Genomic DNA, 15138 nt, shown 5'->3' on the forward strand with positions numbered 1-15138 from the left:
GGACATCGAGGTGCAGCAGCTCGGCCACGACGCTAGGCATGTCTGCCTATCACTGGGCTTGTCGGCTGCTTCTGCGTATTCGTGTCTTCCCGGTCTTCGCCTTCGGACTGGCGCGCCGAGGTTGAGCATTGAACTGTCCCCGGCCGCTTTCGGCCGTGACCGGAAGCGTGCCACTCACCCCACGGGCCCAGGAGGCCTCGTATGAGTACAACGCATCTGACGCATCGGATCCGGTTCATGGTCGCCGCAGTCTCTGCTGCGGCCCTGTCACTGTTCATGCTCCCGGCGGTATCCGCCCAGGGCACCATGACGCAGACGGCCACGAGCACGCACCGGGACACCCGCACCTGGCACGTGCAGGTGGGCGAGGAGACCGCCCATCAAGCCATCCAGGGCATGGCGTTCCTGCCCGGAACCGTCTGGATCAACGCCGGCGACCGCATCACCTGGACGGCCAACGCCGGAGAGATCCACACCGTGACCTTCCTGGCGAAGGGGCAGCCACTGAAGCCGTTCGACCCGTTCGACCCCAAGCAGCTGCGCCCCCGCGGCGGGAGCCACTACGACGGCGAGTCGTACTACAACTCGGGAATCATGAGCAACGCGGAAGCACCCCTCTTCCCGGCCTGGCGCACCTACACCCTGACCTTCGACGAGACGGGGACCTTCACCTACTGGTGCCTCGTCCACGGCACGATGATGAAGGGCGTCGTGCACGTCCGGCCGGCGGGAACGGACTATCCCTTCTCACAGGAGCAGTACGACCGCCGCAGCGCACGGCACGCCCACCGGATCTTCGCTGACGGGTTGCGTCTCTGGGTGGCCACCGCCCTGCAGGCGAGGAACCGGACCAGCTACCTCGGGGCCGACGACGGCGTGGCGATGGTCATGCGGTTCATCCGGCCCGTCGCGCGCATCCACGTCGGGCAGACCGTCACGTGGCGGAACGTGGGGATGGCAGCCCCGCACACGGTGACGTTCGGACCCGAGCGAGCCAACATCTTCGCCCCGTACGGCGACCCCAGCCACTTCTCGGGCGGCCAGCTCAACTCGGGCATCGTCGAACCCGGGGGGTCGTTCACCGTGCGATTCACGAAGGCCGGCACCTACCCCTACATCTGCGCCCTGCACGACAATCTGGGCATGATGGGCAAGGTCATCGTCACGGGAGAGTGATCGCCCGCCAACCCGGGCACGAGCGCCGATGAACGGCGAACCATCGGGGAGGGGCTCGGACGGTCTGTCCGGACCCCTCCTTCGCGATGCAGGGGTGTTCCCGGAGCAGGCACCGGAGGGGCGCGGAAGCGGCACGGAAACGCGAGCCGGCACCCGGGGTCAGCGCGACCGCGATGGGTATGAGTCCAGTGATCAGGTTCAGCGCGCGTCGGGGAGCGGCGGCCTGAAACCCACTATCGACGGAGACTCACCGTGATCGTCCTCGCACTTGCCACCCCTCTGCTCGGTTTCGGGCTGCTGCTGCTCATGCAGCGTCTCGAGGAGCGCATGATGGCTGCTCCGGCCCAGGTGGTCCCGGCTCCACCGGAGTGACGCAACCTCCCCAGTGCGTTGCCCGGAGCAACGGCGCGTCAGGCGACCACGCTCGCGACCGCGAACTGGTCCGCAGGCATGGGTGTGTGTAGCCGCCACGTGATGGAGATCGGTCGCTCACCCCGGTGCTCGACGTAGGACGCGGGGCCGAGGAAGACGTACGGCGCGCCGCTGCCGAACTCGGTGGTCTTCGCCTCGCGGACGAAGAGCAGGACGTGGCTGCCCAGCCGCTCGTGGTTCAGGTAGCGCTGGCCGGTCTTCGAGGCGGTGGTCGTGCCCGACTGCGACTCCCAGTGGAACAGTGTCGGACTTATGGCGTAGTCGCGGTACATCGTCGTCGGGGAGTAGTCGGCCTCCGACTTGTTCAGGGTCACGAAGAAGGCATCGCTGCTTGCCGCGGCCGAGAACAGCACTCCCTCACGGAAGCTGTTGGGCTTGCGCCCGTGGAGGCCGACGTAGTCGAGTGCTGCGAGCCTCCTCGCGGGTGTAGCGGGCGTGCACGCGCAGCGGCCGGTCGCTCGGCGCCCCCAGCAATGGGCGGGTGACGTGCGCCGCGTTCTGCACGCCGAGGTCGAGAACCGCGCGGAGGCCCTCGCAGACGGCGGCTTCGCGCCGCACGGCGGCCAGTCCTTCGTCGTAGGAGCCGAACCCACCGCCGCCCGGGAAGAGCGAGAAGAAGAGCATCCGGGCGTAGAGCTGCACCTCGGCGCTGGTCTCGTCGTAGGCGGGCGCATCGGCCGACAGCCAGCGTCGGTATGCCGCAACGCGCGCCGGGTCGTCGACGTGGGCGAGCGCGCGTACGCGTTTGAGCAGCCCGGTTTCGAGCGGACCCGCTTCCGGGGTGGTGATCCCGGCATCCCGTCGCAGCCGCGTCCACGAGCGGTCACCGCGCAGCACGTCAGCGAGGTCGACGCCCGAGTCGCTCAGGAAGGCGCCGAGATCGGGGGTCGGGTGGGCCCTCAGCTCGGCGGCGATCTGCGTCCAGCGGTTCCAGACCTGCTCGCGGATGTTGCGCAGGACGAGGTCCTCGCTGAGCCGGTCGAGCACGATCTGGGTGCCGGCCGGGAGGAAGGGGAACCCCCGCTCGATGTCGTGGACCAGCTGGGAGCGGGTGGCTCCGGTGACGGCGCGGAAGCGCTGGTCGAACCGGAACTCCTTGCGGTGGTGGCCGACGAAGTCGAGGGCGGTGAGCACCGCCTTGCCGGGCGCGCGGCGCAGTCCACGTCCGAGCTGTTGCAGGAACACCGTCGAGCTCTCCGTCGGGCGGAGGAAGAGCACGGTGTTGATGGCCGGCACGTCGACGCCCTCGTTGAAGACGTCGACGGTGAAGAGGGCTTGCAGCCGCCCGCCGCGCAGCTCGCCGAGGTGTCGGTCGCGTTCCCCCGGCGCGGTGTCACCGAGGACCACGGCCGAGCGGATGCCCGCCCGCGTGAAGACGTCAGCCATGTAGTGCGCGTGCTCGCGGCTCACGCAGAACCCGAGTGCACGCATACTGCCGAGTTCCAGCACCTTGTCGCGGAGGGCCTTGAGGATCAGTCGAGCTCGCGCGTCGTTGCCGGTGAAGACCTCGGAGAGGCTCTGCACGGCATACGCTCCGTTGGCCCAGTCCACCGAGCGCAGGTCGGTTCCGTCCCACCACGGCGAAGTAGTGGAACGGGGTCAGCAGCTCCGCCTTCAGCGCGTCCCAGAGGCGGAGCTCGGCGGCCACCCGACCGTCGAAGAACGCCCGGACGTCCGTGCCGTCACCGCGCTCGGGCGTCGCCGTCAGGCCCAGGAGCTCAGTCGGGTGAAGTCGGTCGAGGGTGGCGCGGTAGGTGCGGGCCTCGGCGTGGTGGAACTCGTCGATGACCACGACGGCGAAGGCGTCCGCGGGCAGGTTGCCGATGCCGTATGCCGTGAGCGACTGGACCGATGCGAAGACGGGCGCCACCGCTCCGGGCGCGCTCCACCGACGTACAGCTCGCCGAAGTCGGCCTCGTTCAGCACCTCCCGGTAGGTCCGCAGCGACTGTTCGAGGATCTCTCGTCGATGTGCGATGAATAGCAGCGTCGGCCTGTCGCCGAGCTGCTCGCAGAGCCGCCTGTAGTCGAGCGCGGCGACGACCGTCTTGCCGGTCCCGGTGGCGGCGACGACGAGGTTGCGGTGACGGTCGTGGACGACCCGCTCGACGTCCAGCTGCTCGAGCATCTCCGTCTGGTGCGGGTACGGGCGCACCTCGAGCCCGGAGAGCGACAGCGTCACGCGGTCGTGCGTCCGACGGCCGGAGGCCTCGGCCAGCGCGTCGTCGAGACGGTCCCGGTCACGGGCGGGGTCGTAGGCCTCGAACGTCGCATCGTGCCAGTAGCTGTCGAACATGGCCTGGAACTTCTCGATGAGGGTCGGGGTGGCGACGGCCGAGAGCCGCACGTTCCACTCGACCCCGTCGAGCAGGGCGGCACGCGAGAGGTTGCTGGACCCGACGTAGGCGGTGTCGAACCCGGTGTTGCGCCGGAAGGAGCCAGGCCTTCGCGTGCAGGCGGGTGCGGAGGGCGTCGTACTGCACCCTCGCCTCGGCCCCGAATTCCTCGACCAGCCGGCCCAGGGCAGCGCGCTCGGTGGCACCCAGGTACGTCGTGGTGATGATGCGGAACGGCACCCGGCGTTCGCGCAGCTCCCGCAGCTGGCTCTCGTTGACTCGGATGCCGTGCCATTTCACGAACGCCATCACGACGTCCACGCGGTCCGCGCTGGGCAGCTCGGCGCGTACCTCGTGCCCGATGCCCGGCTCCCCGGCCGCGTTGGTGAGCAACGCCACGTCGGACAGCGGCGTCGCCGGGCGCCCCGTCCACCGCAGCGTGCCGCGCTCTCCCGCGTAGGAGACCGACAGCAGCTGGCGTGAGGTCTCCACCACGGTGTCCTCGTCGGCGCCCAGGACACCGAGGATGCGGTTGACGAGCTCCACCTTGGCCTCTGGGCGGCGTTCGCCGCGGAGGACTCGGGCCGGCGTCTGGGCGGTCAAGGTGCTGCTGTGTTGCACGGGTGTCCCGGCGGGAGCCGATCCCGGTGGAACATCACGACCAGGGTGGAGACTGGCCTCGTCGGGCACTGCTGCTCTCGCGAGGGGACCGCCATGACCATCCCGAGTCCCGGGTACTCCATCACGGTCCGGGTGGAGGTGCCTGCCTCGGCCAATGCCACCGCGGCGCTCACCACGGCCGTCTCGTCCGCGGGTGGCGCACTCACGGCGCTCGACGTCGCGGAGAGCCACACGGACCGTCTCGTCGTCGACGTCACCTGCGACACCAGGGACGAGGCCCACGGGCAGCTCATCACGGATGCCATTGCGGCGGTCCCCGGAGCAGTGGTCCGCAAGGTCAGCGACCAGACCTTCCTGCTGCACCTCGGCGGCAAGATCGAGGTGAACCCCAAGGTGCCGCTCAAGCACCGGGACGACCTCTCGCGGGCGTACACGCCCGGCGTGGCCCGCGTCTGCCGGGCCATCGCGGAGCACCCGGAGGACGCGCGCCGACTGACCATCAAGCGCAACACCGTCGCCGTCGTCACCGACGGGTCGGCCGTGCTGGGGCTCGGCAACCTCGGCCCCCTCGCCGCGCTGCCGGTCATGGAGGGCAAGGCCGCCCTCTTCAAGCAGTTCGGTGGCGTCGATGCGTGGCCCGTCTGCCTCGACACGCAGGACAGCGACGCCATCGTCGAGATCGTGCGGGCCATCGCCCCCGTCTACGGCGGCATCAACCTCGAGGACATCTCTGCGCCGAGGTGCTTCGAGATCGAGGCGAGACTCCGTGAGCTCCTCGACATCCCGGTGTTCCACGACGACCAGCACGGCACCGCGATCGTCGTGCTGGCCGCCCTGCGCAACGCCCTCCGCGTCGTGGACAAGTCCATCGACGAGGTGCGGATCGTCGTGTCGGGGGTGGGCGCTGCGGGACACGCGATCATCCGGCTGCTGCTCACGCAGGGCGCTCGCGACATCGTGGCCTGCGGCCGCAACGGCGCGGTGCACAGCGGCGAGCCGGTGATGGAGCCGTTCCGCCAGTGGATCGCCGACCACACGAACCCCCGGCACGAGAGCGGCTCTCTGAGAGAGGTGCTCGTCGGCGCCGACGTCTTCATCGGGGTCTCCGCACCGGACCTGCTCACCGGCGCCGACATCGCCACCATGGCTCCCGGCGCCATCGTGTTCGCACTCGCCAACCCAGTCCCCGAGGTCGACCCGCTTGCGGCCGGTGAGCACGCCGCCGTCGTGGCGACCGGGCGCTCCGACCACCCCAACCAGATCAACAACGTGCTGGTCTTCCCCGGCTTCTTCCGCGGGCTCCTCGACGCGCACGTCTCGGGCATCACCGACGCCATGATGGTCGCGGCCGCGCACGCGATCGCCGACACCGTGCAGCCCGGCGAGCTCAACCCGAGCTACATCATCCCCAGCGTCTTCGAGTCGAGCGTCGCGCCGGCCGTGGCCGACGCGGTGCGGCGCGCCGCACCGCGGTGAAAACGCGTACGTATGCCGTCACGCCACCAGGGAGCGGCGGCGAAGGGGCACCAAGCCCCGTCAGGCCGCGTGACGCCCGCGGCTGCCGGTGCGGACGACGGCACCCTGGGGAACGGACTCGTCGCTGTCGACGCGTGCCCCGTCCCAGACGTGTGCGTCGGCCCCGACCTTGGCGCGCGGGCCGATCCGCGCATCACGTCCGACCACGGCGCCCGCCGCCACGTGTGCCGTGGTGCCGACGTTCGCGCCGGCGTGGACCACCGCGTCGCGGTCGATCCAGGCACCGCTGGCGATGTGAGCGCCCTCGTTGACGACCGCTCCGCGGTCGACGTATGCGTGCTCGCCGACGTACGCCGTCGGGTCGACGTGGGCGTGCGACTCGACGAAGCCCCCACCGTTGACGTGGCGGGCGTAGCGCAGCATCGTGCCGTTGTCCTCTTCGAACTCCTCGTACTTCCTGCGCCTCATCGTGCACCCCCTCCGGGTTTGAGCGTGGGCACCGTGCCCACGCTCGTGACATGCGTCCAACGTTCAAGTGAACGTGAAGATTCCGCACTGGCGAACCTTCGACAACCTGCTTCGCAGCAACGTCCGTACCCACCCGGGCGGTTCCTGATTCACCCGTCTCATGCCAAACCGGGCGGCTCTGGTGCAACGGCCGCGGCGGCATACGGTGGAAGGATGAACTTTCGATACCTCGGCAACAGCGGACTGAAGATCTCGGAGATCACCTACGGCAACTGGCTCACCCACGGGTCCCAGGTGGAGAACGACGTGGCGATGCAGTGTGTGCGCGCCGCCCTCGAGGCCGGCATCAGCACCTTCGACACGGCCGACACCTATGCCAACACCAAGGCCGAGAGCGTCCTCGGTGAAGCCCTCAAGGGGGAGCGACGCGAGAGCCTCGAGATCTTCACGAAGGTCTACTGGCCCACGGGCCCTGGCGGCAAGAACGACACCGGCCTGTCCCGCAAGCACGTCATGGAGTCCATCAACGGCTCGCTCAAGCGGCTGCAGACCGACTACGTGGACCTGTACCAGGCGCACCGCTACGACACCGAGACGCCGCTCGAGGAGACGATGCAGGCGTTCGCCGACATCGTGCGCCAGGGCAAGGCGCTCTACATCGGCGTCAGCGAGTGGACCGCCGACCAGATCCGCGCCGGCCACGCGCTCGCGAAAGACCTTGGCGTGCAGCTGATCTCGAACCAGCCGCAGTACTCCATGCTGTGGCGCGTCATCGAGAGCGAGATCGTGCCGACGTGCGAGGAGCTCGGCATCAGCCAGATCGTCTGGAGCCCCATCGCGCAGGGCGTGCTGACGGGCAAGTACCAGCCCGGCCAGCAGCCGCCGGAGGGTTCGCGGGCCGCCGACGAGAAGGGCGGCGCCGACATGATCAAGCGCTTCATGAACGACGACGTGCTGAATCGCGTGCAGAACCTCAAGCCGATCGCCGACGAGGCCGGCCTCACGATGGCGCAGCTCGCTGTCGCCTGGGTGCTGCAGAACCCGAACGTCGCAGCCGCCATCGTGGGTGCCTCGCGCCCGGAGCAGGTGGCCGAGAACGTCAAGGCCGCGGGTGTGAAGCTCGAGCCCGAGCTGATGAGGAAGATCGACGACGTGCTCGGCGACATCGTCGAGCGCGACCCGGCCAAGACCAAGGAGACCTCGCCCCAGCAGCGCGTCGCCTGATCTCCGGGTGGGTGCGTCGGTCGGGAGCGCTGGCTCCCGACCGGCGGTCTCGCCCGGTATTCGGTCCTTCCGGGGCTCGGTGTCCCGCGGGTCGCCCGAGTGCCTGCTGGAGCCAGGCTCGAGGCGCGGCTTTGGAAGAGCTGAGACAAGTCGTCGAGATCGAGGACGACGTCGTCGTGATGGGCGCAGCCGTGCGCGGAACCTCTGCCGCACATGTTCGACTCGAGCGTCAAGGCCTCTCCAGCGCCCGCCCACGCGGTGGATGACCGACATTCCGTGACCGACATTCCGCCGGACGAGGATGTCGACGACGGAGCTTGCGCCGTCAAGCACCTCGGAGGAGGGTGCCGCCATGGACGTCGACCTCAACAGGCTCTTCGGGCGCGCCGCGTCGGAGGGCGCCCACCACCGCGACAGCGTTCGCGACCGTCCCGTGCACCCCTTCCCTGACAGGTCCTCGCTCGACGCAGCCTTCGGCGGGGAGCTGCCGGCCCGGTCGACCAGCCCGGACCAGGTCGTGGAGGAGCTCATCGCCGCGGCGGGCCCCGGCCTCGTCGGCACGGTCGGTCCGCGCTTCTTCGGCTTCGTCATCGGTGGTGCGTCACCCTCTGCCACCGCGGCCGACCTGCTGACCGCTGCCTGGGACCAGTGTGCCTACAACGAGGTGTTGTCGCCCGCCGCCGCAGCCGCGGAGCGGGCTGCTGCCGCGTGGACGAAAGAGCTGCTGGGGATCCCGGAGACAGCGTCCGTGGGGTTCGTCACCGGCGCGCAGGCCGCCAACACGGTGGGCCTCGCAGTCGGGCGTCAGCGGGTCCTCGCCGACGCCGGTTGGGACGTCGCCCGGGACGGCCTCTTCGGGGCGCCCCGCATGGCGATCGTGGCGAGCGAGGAGCGGCACGCCACCATCGACCGCGCCGCGCGCCTGCTCGGCTTCGGCACCAGCAGCCTGCGACCCGTGGCAGCGACCGCGCAGGGGGCCATCGACATCGCGCACCTGCGTGCGACTCTCGACTCGCTGGGCGACGGGCCCGTGATCGTCTGCCTCCAGGCCGGCAACGTCAACACCGGCGCCTGCGACGACCTGCGCGCGGCCGCCACCCTCGCGCAAGAGCGTGGCGCCTGGGTGCATGTCGACGGCGCTTTCGGCCTCTGGGCGGGCGCGAGCCCTCGGCTCGCGCGTCTCGTGGACGGCGTCGAGCTGGCCGACTCCTGGGGGACGGACGCCCACAAGTGGCTCAACGTCCCGTACGACTGCGGCCTCGCCATCTGCGCCGACGCGTCGCTGCACGCAGCGACGATGTCGTATGCCGCCGCGTACCTCACCGGGTCCGGCGCCACCTCAGACCCCGTTCTCGGTGACCTCACCCCCGAGTCGTCCAGGCGGGCCAGGGGTTTCACGGTGTGGGCCGCCCTGCGTGAGCTGGGTCGGGACGGGGTCGCCGACCTCGTCGACCGCTGCTGCGCGCTGGCCCGCCGGATGGCTGCTCGGCTCGAAGCCGGCGGGGCGACGATCCACAACGACGTCGTTCTCAACCAGGTGCTCGTCAGTGTCGGCGACCCCGGCCGGATCGATGCCACGATCGAGGCCATCCAGCGTGAAGGCACGTGCTGGGTGGGAGGCACCACCTGGCACGGCCGGCGCCTGATCCGCGTCTCCGTGTCCAACGCGACGACGACCGAGGACGACATCGACGTCTCTGCGGATGCCATCCTCAAGGCGGCGAGGGCCGTGGCTGTGGGCGACGGGTGACAGAGCCGCCGACCACGTGTGCCGCGTCGCCGCGTCAGCCGACGGAGGACACCAGCGCGATGAGCTCCTCAGTCACCTGAGCTGCGAGGCGCTCTGGGATCGGGACCACGTCGGGATCGCTGACGACCGTGATCCCGAGCGTGCCGGCATACGACAGCACGTCGAAGGTGACGCCGGTGTTCCCGGGCGTCACGGCGACGGGGACGACGCGGCTCACCGCGTGGCCGCAGAACCGCCACGGCTCGCTGGGACCACGCACGTTCGTGACGAAGGTGTTGACGAGTCGCTGGTGATCGACGAACCAGCGGAAGATCCCGAGCCGCCCCAGGACCCGGAAGGCGAGGCCCAGCGGGGCTGCGGACGCTGCGCGAGGCCGGTTGCGCTGCGCTCGTGACCTGGCGGCGACCTCGCGCAAGGTCGCTGCGGCCGGCACGTCGACCGGGATCCGAAACGGTACGACGCCGGTCTCGTTGCCCAGGTGCTCGGTCGTGGTCGTCGCGCGACCGGAGAAGGGCACCGACACCACGAGGGACTCGATCGGGCGGCCCCTGACGCCCGCGTCTCGGGCGAGCGCATGGGCCACGGCGGTCAGGACGATGTCGTTCAGCGTGGCCCCCAGCCGATGGCCGGCCGCGAGCACGTCGGAGAGCGGTGCCTCGATGGTGCAGATCCGTCGCGACGGCCCGGTCGGACGGTTGAACGGGGTGCGGGGGCTGAGTCGAGGCCGAGCGGCTCCGGAACCCACGCCGAGGTCGCGGGCGCCCGCCCTCGCTACCCCGGCACGTGTCTTCAGCGTCGTCAGGGCCTGCAGCCGTGCGCGCCACGCGTCCGCCGCGAGCTCCCGGCGTGACGGGAGCTGGCTGTGGCACGACACAGCCGCCTCGTCGTGCGAACCGGGCGCGACGGCCGTGCCCAGCTCACGGGCTCGTTCGGGGGGCAGACCGTCGGTCAGCGCGCCGAGCACGGCGACGCCGCCCAGGCCGTCGGCCAGAACGTGGTGCGCCACGATGACGAGTGCGGCACGCCCACGATCCAGGCCGGTGCACCAGCAGGCGCGCCACAGCGGCCTGTCGCGCGGCAGCCGGCGGCAGACCTGCGCGGCGGCCTCCGGCCACAGGGCTGCGTCGTCTGCGACGCGGACCACGCTCAGGTGCCGCGTGATGTCGAACTGCTCGTCGTCCGCCCAGTACGGGCGGCCGCATCCCGCGGGGGCGGACCTCAGGCGACGGCGCAGCCGGGGCACCGCCTCCGACCTGCGTTCCAGCGCCACCTGCACCGCGGACGGATCGAGGCTGGCGCCGTCTTCCACGACCAGCACGGCCCCGATGTTCATGGGGGCGGGGCCCCGGTCGGTGACCAGCGTCGTCAGGTCGTTCGGAGTGATGCGGTCGACGACGCTCGCACGGTCGCGGTCGCGGTCGCGGTCGCGGTCGACGTCGAGGTCGCGGCGGAGGTTCCGCGCATCCATGGCACGACGGTAGGCCGCGAGGCCGCCCAACGGCGCGCAAGCCGTCAGGTCTGCGGTGTCTCGTTCATCACCCAACCCCCACCCAGTCAAGGCAGATGGCCCGCCCCAGCGGCCACGGTCTCAGGCGGTATCCAGCCGATCCCCAGCCCTTCCTGACCATCTCTTGACCTCCTCTCCTCGTAGCCTCGGGGACCTCGGCCTCGTTGACCACGTGAGCGAGGGCGCCCGTCGTCGCTCCACGGTCCCGACTGGATGCCTCGGGGTGTCCCCGTTCCCTGACCCAGGAGATTGCGCCCATGCTGCCCACCTTGCTCAGACGACCTCGTTCCCGGGCTGTGCCTCTCGTGGCCTCCGCCGCGCTCGTCGCAGCCGTCGGCGTGGCTGCCCCTGCCCTCGGGGCGACGCCCGACTCGGGTTCGGTGTCCGACACGAGCACCAGCGTGCAGTGGAGCGCCGGCCCCTTCGCCGCGCCCAATGTCACCGGGACCACCGGTGACGTGACGTGCGGCCCGGGCCTCTGCGACGACTTCGCTCTGCACGTCTCGACCCCGAGCGGCTACGGCGACACCCACCAGCTGACCGTCAAGGTCGGCTGGGCCAACTCGGCGGCCGACTTCGACGTCTACCTGCTCAACCAGCAGGGTGCCGTCGTGGCCTCGTCGGCATCCAACTCCGACCCCGAGGTCATCGTGACCGCGCCGACGAGCGGCGACTACACCGTGCGAGTGGTTCCGTTCGCCCCGCTCGGGGAGAGCGTCACCGGCACCGCGTCGCTCACGACCGTCCCGGCCAACCCGGCCCCGAGCGCGGCCACGCCCCCGACCTTCAGCCAGTACGGCGCCCCTGAGTCCTTCGCCCAGGCGCACAACGCGGGCGAGCCGTCCCTCGGCAGCAGCCACACGACCGGCGCGTCGTTCTACCAGGCGCTCTACGACACCTACCGCGCGACGTGGGACGACACCGTCAGCCCGTCGAAGGTCACGTGGTCCGACGTCTCGGCCACCCCGGCCAAGGGCTGCCTCACCGGCGGCGCCGCCTCGCTCGATCCCATCGGCTTCACCGACCCGAGCACAGGCAGGGTCTTCGAGAGCCAGCTCGCCGGCAAGACGTCGCTCATGTGCTACTCCGACGACGAGGGCAAGACGTGGTCGCCGAGCCAGGGCGGTGGACTCAACTCGGGCGTCGACCACCAGACGGTCGGTGGCGGCCCCTACTCGCCCAACGGCATCGGCGCCCTGCCGACGTCCCCCTACAAGAACGCCGTCTACTACTGCAGCCAGGACGTCGCCGACGCCAACTGCGCCTCCAGCCACGACGGCGGCGTGACGTTCGGGCCGGCCGTCCCGATGTACTCGCTCCTCGACTGCGGCGGCCTGCACGGGCACGTCAAGGTCGCCCCGAACGACGGCGCCGTCTACGTCCCGAACAAGTCGTGCGGCGGCAACCAGGCGGTCGCCGTCTCCGAGGACGGCGGCACCACGTGGTCGGTGCGGAAGGACCCCGCGAGCACGGCGGGTGACTCCGACCCGAGCGTCGGCATCGGCGCCAAGGGCACCGTCTACCTGGGCTACCAGGCCGCCGACGGCACGCCACGAGTGGCCGTGAGTCGCGACAAGGGCAAGACGTGGACCGACGACCAGAACGTGGGCGCGAGCCTCGGCATCCACAACGTCGTCTTCCCGGCCGTGGTCGCCGGTGACGACGACCGCGCCTCGTTCGCCTTCATCGGCACCACGACGGGGGGCAACTACCAGGACGCCACGAACTTCCACGGAGACTGGCACCTCTACGTGTCGACCACCTACGACGGCGGCAAGAGCTGGGCCACGGTCGACACGACGCCGAACGACCCGGTGCAGCGCGGTTCCATCTGCACGGGCGGCACCACCTGTGGCAAGGACCGCAACCTGCTCGACTTCATGGACGCCACCGTCGACAAGACCGGCCGCGTCCAGGTCGGCTACGCCGACGGCTGCACGGGCGCCTGCGCGCAGCCCGGTGGCGCACAGAACTTCGACGCGTACGCGACCATCGCCCGCCAGCAGACCGGCAACACGCTGTATGCCGCCTACGACGCCCAGCCCAACCTCACCCCGACCGCCCTGTCGGTCGCGAAGAGCAGCGGGCTCTACGTGGCCTCCACCACCGTCACGAACACGGGGAAGGCTGTGGCTCCAGGCATGACGGCGCGCCTGCTCGTGGACGGCGTGAACGTGGCCACCTCCGCGCCGGCCGACCTGGCAGCCGGGCGTTCGGCGAGCGTCGCGTTCCCCGGCGTGCGACTGGGCAAGGGAACCCACACGGTCACCGTGGTGGCGGACCCGGACGGTCGCATCAAGGAGTCGGACGAGGCCGACAACCAGCGGCAGACGCAGGTCACCCGATGACGGGCTCGTCGCCGACTCGGGGTCACCTGAGCCCTTCTGGCACCAGGAGATTGTCGGTGCCTGTGGTCGCGGGACTCGCCGTGCTCGTGGCCGCCTCCGTTCTCGCCGGCTGCGAGTCCGACGAGCTGAAGTCCGCCATGGCCGAGCCCGCTGGGAGCGTGACCAGCATGGCGCCCGTCTGCGCCCGGGACGCGAAGCCGGTCGCACTGCCGGCGTCGTTCCCCTCACCGGCGGCGGTGCCAGACACCTACGTCGTGACGGGGGTCGAGGCACGCAGCCAAGGGCGCACGGTCGTGACGGCGGTGTCGCCCAAACCCTTCAGGCAGACCCTCGCCGACATGCAGAAGGCGTACAGCTCCCGTGGCTGGACCGCCTCGGAGGGTGAGGTCGAGGAGCGCGACGCGGAGTCCAACTTCTCGGGCAACGGGCTCAGGGGCCGGTGGGCGATCCGGGAGATGCCCGAGTGCACCGGCAACACCTCGGTGAGCGTGCTCATCGGCAAGTAGGCGCCGCCCCCGGCAGCTCTCGGACAGGCCGGCGGTGGGAGGGTGACACGACCGCTCCCCGCCGGCCTGTCTGAGCGCTCACAACTCGCAGACGACCCAACCCCGACGCGGGACGATGGAGGTGGCCGGAGCAGGCGGCCCCGACCGGAGTGGAAGGGGAGGGCGATGAGCTCCGCAGGCAGCACGACGGAGGGCCCCGGGAGCACCGACACCGCACGGACCGCGACCGCCGAGGACGAGACGGCCAGCCACGGGATCGTCGTGGGCTACGACGGGTCACCCGGGGCGCGGCTCGCCCTCGAGTGGGCGATCGAGACCGCCAAGCGCGACGAGAGGCCGCTGACGCTGCTGCACTGCGTGGGGCTGACCATGACGCCCACCTTCCGGGCCTACGACGACCCGGGAGTCCAGGCGAGCACGTATGACGTCATGGCACAGGGCGTCCTGTCCGAAGCCGTCGAGGTGGCCACCAAGACCCTGCGCCCGGAGGACGTGCACGCGCTCAGCGTCGTCGGCAGTGCCGCCGCAGATCTCGTCCGACTCTCCGACCGGGCCGACCTGGTCGTGACGGGCTCGCGCGGGCACGGCGCCGTCTCCGCGGGCCTGCTCGGCTCCACCTCGTATGCCGTCACGGCCCACGCGCACTGCCCCGCGGTCGTCGTCCGCGGCGACGCGGTCGTCCACGCCGGGCCTTCCCACCCGGTCGTGGCAGCCTTCGACGACTCCAAGAACGCGCAGCAGGCGCTCGAGACCGCCGTGCAGGTCGCGGCGGCGGCCCAGGCACCCCTGCACGTCATCGCGGTCGACAACGTCGGCGGGTTGGAGGTGTGGCCCGAGACCGGCACCATGATCGGGCGCGAGCAGATGATGGAGTCCATGCATCGTCACGTCGGTCAGGTGCTCCAGGACGTGACGGAGGACGCCCGTCAGGCACATCCTGGCCTCGAGCTGAAGACGAGCGTGTTGGGCGGGTCCCCGGGACAGGCGATCGCCGCGTACGCCGTCGACGCCCGCGCCGGACTCGTGGTCGTGGGATCGCGCGGGCACGGCGGGTTCACCGGCATGCTGCTGGGCTCCGTGAGTCATCGCGTGGTCCATGACGCGCCGTGTCCGGTCCTGGTGGTCCACTGACCGCCCGCCGGTCCGTAGCTCACCGGGGGAGGACGGATGGGAGTTGCCCGCACGGCGGTCTCGGGCCCGAATCTTCGCAACTCGCGGGGGACTCGGGCCTCGAGACCGTGCCCGGCGGCATACGGCCGGGGAGCAGCCGCGCGGACGGCGGCGGCGCGGGGTTG

Annotated in this window: 14 protein-coding genes; 7 read left to right on the forward strand and 7 right to left on the reverse strand. The window is 70.7% G+C overall.

Annotated features, from left to right (window positions below; all coding sequences use genetic code 11):
* Nucleotides 1-201: 201 nt before the first annotated feature.
* A complete protein-coding gene (locus LQK93_RS15775; protein WP_374968721.1) occupies nt 202-1176 on the forward strand; it encodes a plastocyanin/azurin family copper-binding protein in 975 nt (324 codons plus the stop codon).
* 410 nt (nt 1177-1586) lie between these two features.
* Here the strand turns inward: LQK93_RS15775 and LQK93_RS15780 are convergent, their stop codons facing one another.
* The 5 genes from LQK93_RS15780 to LQK93_RS15800 are packed head-to-tail and all read right to left on the reverse strand — an operon-like array spanning nt 1587 to nt 4546.
* Nucleotides 1587-1922 (reverse strand): DUF3427 domain-containing protein, encoded by a 336-nt coding sequence (locus LQK93_RS15780; protein ID WP_374968722.1) that lies wholly within the window; start codon nt 1920-1922, stop codon nt 1587-1589.
* Between the two features lie 43 nt (nt 1923-1965).
* Entirely contained in the window at nt 1966-3039 is a 1074-nt protein-coding gene (locus tag LQK93_RS15785; protein ID WP_374968723.1) for a helicase-related protein, read from the reverse strand.
* On the reverse strand, nt 2987-3424 hold the full coding sequence (locus tag LQK93_RS15790) for a DEAD/DEAH box helicase (RefSeq protein WP_374971523.1): 438 nt from the start codon (nt 3422-3424) through the stop codon (nt 2987-2989). Before LQK93_RS15790 ends, LQK93_RS15785 begins: the two co-directional genes overlap by 53 nt.
* Nucleotides 3313-3903: a DEAD/DEAH box helicase family protein gene (locus tag LQK93_RS15795; protein ID WP_374971524.1), complete on the reverse strand. Its 591-nt coding sequence runs from the start codon at nt 3901-3903 to the stop codon at nt 3313-3315. Before LQK93_RS15795 ends, LQK93_RS15790 begins: the two co-directional genes overlap by 112 nt.
* Nucleotides 3848-4546, reverse strand: coding sequence for a hypothetical protein (locus LQK93_RS15800; protein WP_374971558.1), 699 nt, complete (start codon nt 4544-4546; stop codon nt 3848-3850). Before LQK93_RS15800 ends, LQK93_RS15795 begins: the two co-directional genes overlap by 56 nt.
* A 111-nt stretch (nt 4547-4657) precedes the next feature.
* Here LQK93_RS15800 and LQK93_RS15805 point away from each other — a divergent pair, with 111 nt between their 5' ends.
* Nucleotides 4658-6040, forward strand: a complete 1383-nt coding sequence (locus LQK93_RS15805; RefSeq protein WP_374968724.1) for an NAD-dependent malic enzyme — start codon at nt 4658-4660, stop codon at nt 6038-6040.
* Nucleotides 6041-6100: 60 nt separating this feature from the next.
* On the opposite strand, the gene LQK93_RS15810 is transcribed toward LQK93_RS15805, so the two are convergent.
* Nucleotides 6101-6508: a transferase gene (locus LQK93_RS15810; protein ID WP_374968725.1), complete on the reverse strand. Its 408-nt coding sequence runs from the start codon at nt 6506-6508 to the stop codon at nt 6101-6103.
* Between the two features lie 213 nt (nt 6509-6721).
* Between LQK93_RS15810 and LQK93_RS15815 the strand changes: the two genes are divergently transcribed.
* A complete protein-coding gene (locus LQK93_RS15815; protein ID WP_374968726.1) occupies nt 6722-7732 on the forward strand; it encodes an aldo/keto reductase family protein in 1011 nt (336 codons plus the stop codon).
* 352 nt (nt 7733-8084) lie between these two features.
* Nucleotides 8085-9482 carry a pyridoxal phosphate-dependent decarboxylase family protein gene (locus LQK93_RS15820; RefSeq protein WP_374968727.1) on the forward strand — a complete coding sequence of 466 codons (1398 nt, stop codon included), beginning with the start codon at nt 8085-8087 and terminating at the stop codon, nt 9480-9482.
* Between the two features lie 34 nt (nt 9483-9516).
* Here the strand turns inward: LQK93_RS15820 and LQK93_RS15825 are convergent, their stop codons facing one another.
* Complete coding sequence (locus tag LQK93_RS15825; RefSeq protein ID WP_374968728.1) at nt 9517-10950, reverse strand: wax ester/triacylglycerol synthase domain-containing protein; 1434 nt, start codon at nt 10948-10950, stop codon at nt 9517-9519.
* Between the two features lie 344 nt (nt 10951-11294).
* On the opposite strand from LQK93_RS15825, the gene LQK93_RS15830 reads away from it, so the two are divergent.
* From LQK93_RS15830 to LQK93_RS15840, 3 genes are all read left to right on the forward strand, one after another.
* On the forward strand, nt 11295-13337 hold the full coding sequence (locus LQK93_RS15830) for a CARDB domain-containing protein (RefSeq protein ID WP_374968729.1): 2043 nt from the start codon (nt 11295-11297) through the stop codon (nt 13335-13337).
* Nucleotides 13338-13393: 56 nt separating this feature from the next.
* Nucleotides 13394-13843 carry a hypothetical protein gene (locus LQK93_RS15835; RefSeq protein WP_374968730.1) on the forward strand — a complete coding sequence of 150 codons (450 nt, stop codon included), beginning with the start codon at nt 13394-13396 and terminating at the stop codon, nt 13841-13843.
* A gap of 165 nt (nt 13844-14008) precedes the next feature.
* Nucleotides 14009-14974 (forward strand): universal stress protein, encoded by a 966-nt coding sequence (locus LQK93_RS15840; protein WP_374968731.1) that lies wholly within the window; start codon nt 14009-14011, stop codon nt 14972-14974.
* Nucleotides 14975-15138 lie beyond the last annotated feature (164 nt).

This window comes from Terrabacter sp. BE26 (assembly GCF_041941675.1).
Taxonomy (GTDB): Bacteria; Actinomycetota; Actinomycetes; order Actinomycetales; family Dermatophilaceae; genus Terrabacter.

Excerpts from the sequence above, each read along its gene's own strand:
- LQK93_RS15795 (WP_374971524.1), bottom strand. The coding sequence starts at position 3,903 with ATGTTCGACAGCTACTGGCACGATGCGACGTTCGAGGCCTACGACCCC.
- LQK93_RS15775 (WP_374968721.1), top strand. The coding sequence starts at position 202 with ATGAGTACAACGCATCTGACGCATCGGATCCGGTTCATGGTCGCCGCA.
- LQK93_RS15785 (WP_374968723.1), bottom strand. The coding sequence starts at position 3,039 with ATGCGTGCACTCGGGTTCTGCGTGAGCCGCGAGCACGCGCACTACATG.
- LQK93_RS15810 (WP_374968725.1), bottom strand. The coding sequence starts at position 6,508 with ATGAGGCGCAGGAAGTACGAGGAGTTCGAAGAGGACAACGGCACGATG.
- LQK93_RS15820 (WP_374968727.1), top strand. The coding sequence starts at position 8,085 with ATGGACGTCGACCTCAACAGGCTCTTCGGGCGCGCCGCGTCGGAGGGC.
- LQK93_RS15805 (WP_374968724.1), top strand. The coding sequence starts at position 4,658 with ATGACCATCCCGAGTCCCGGGTACTCCATCACGGTCCGGGTGGAGGTG.
- LQK93_RS15825 (WP_374968728.1), bottom strand. The coding sequence starts at position 10,950 with ATGGATGCGCGGAACCTCCGCCGCGACCTCGACGTCGACCGCGACCGC.
- LQK93_RS15840 (WP_374968731.1), top strand. The coding sequence starts at position 14,009 with ATGAGCTCCGCAGGCAGCACGACGGAGGGCCCCGGGAGCACCGACACC.
- LQK93_RS15815 (WP_374968726.1), top strand. The coding sequence starts at position 6,722 with ATGAACTTTCGATACCTCGGCAACAGCGGACTGAAGATCTCGGAGATC.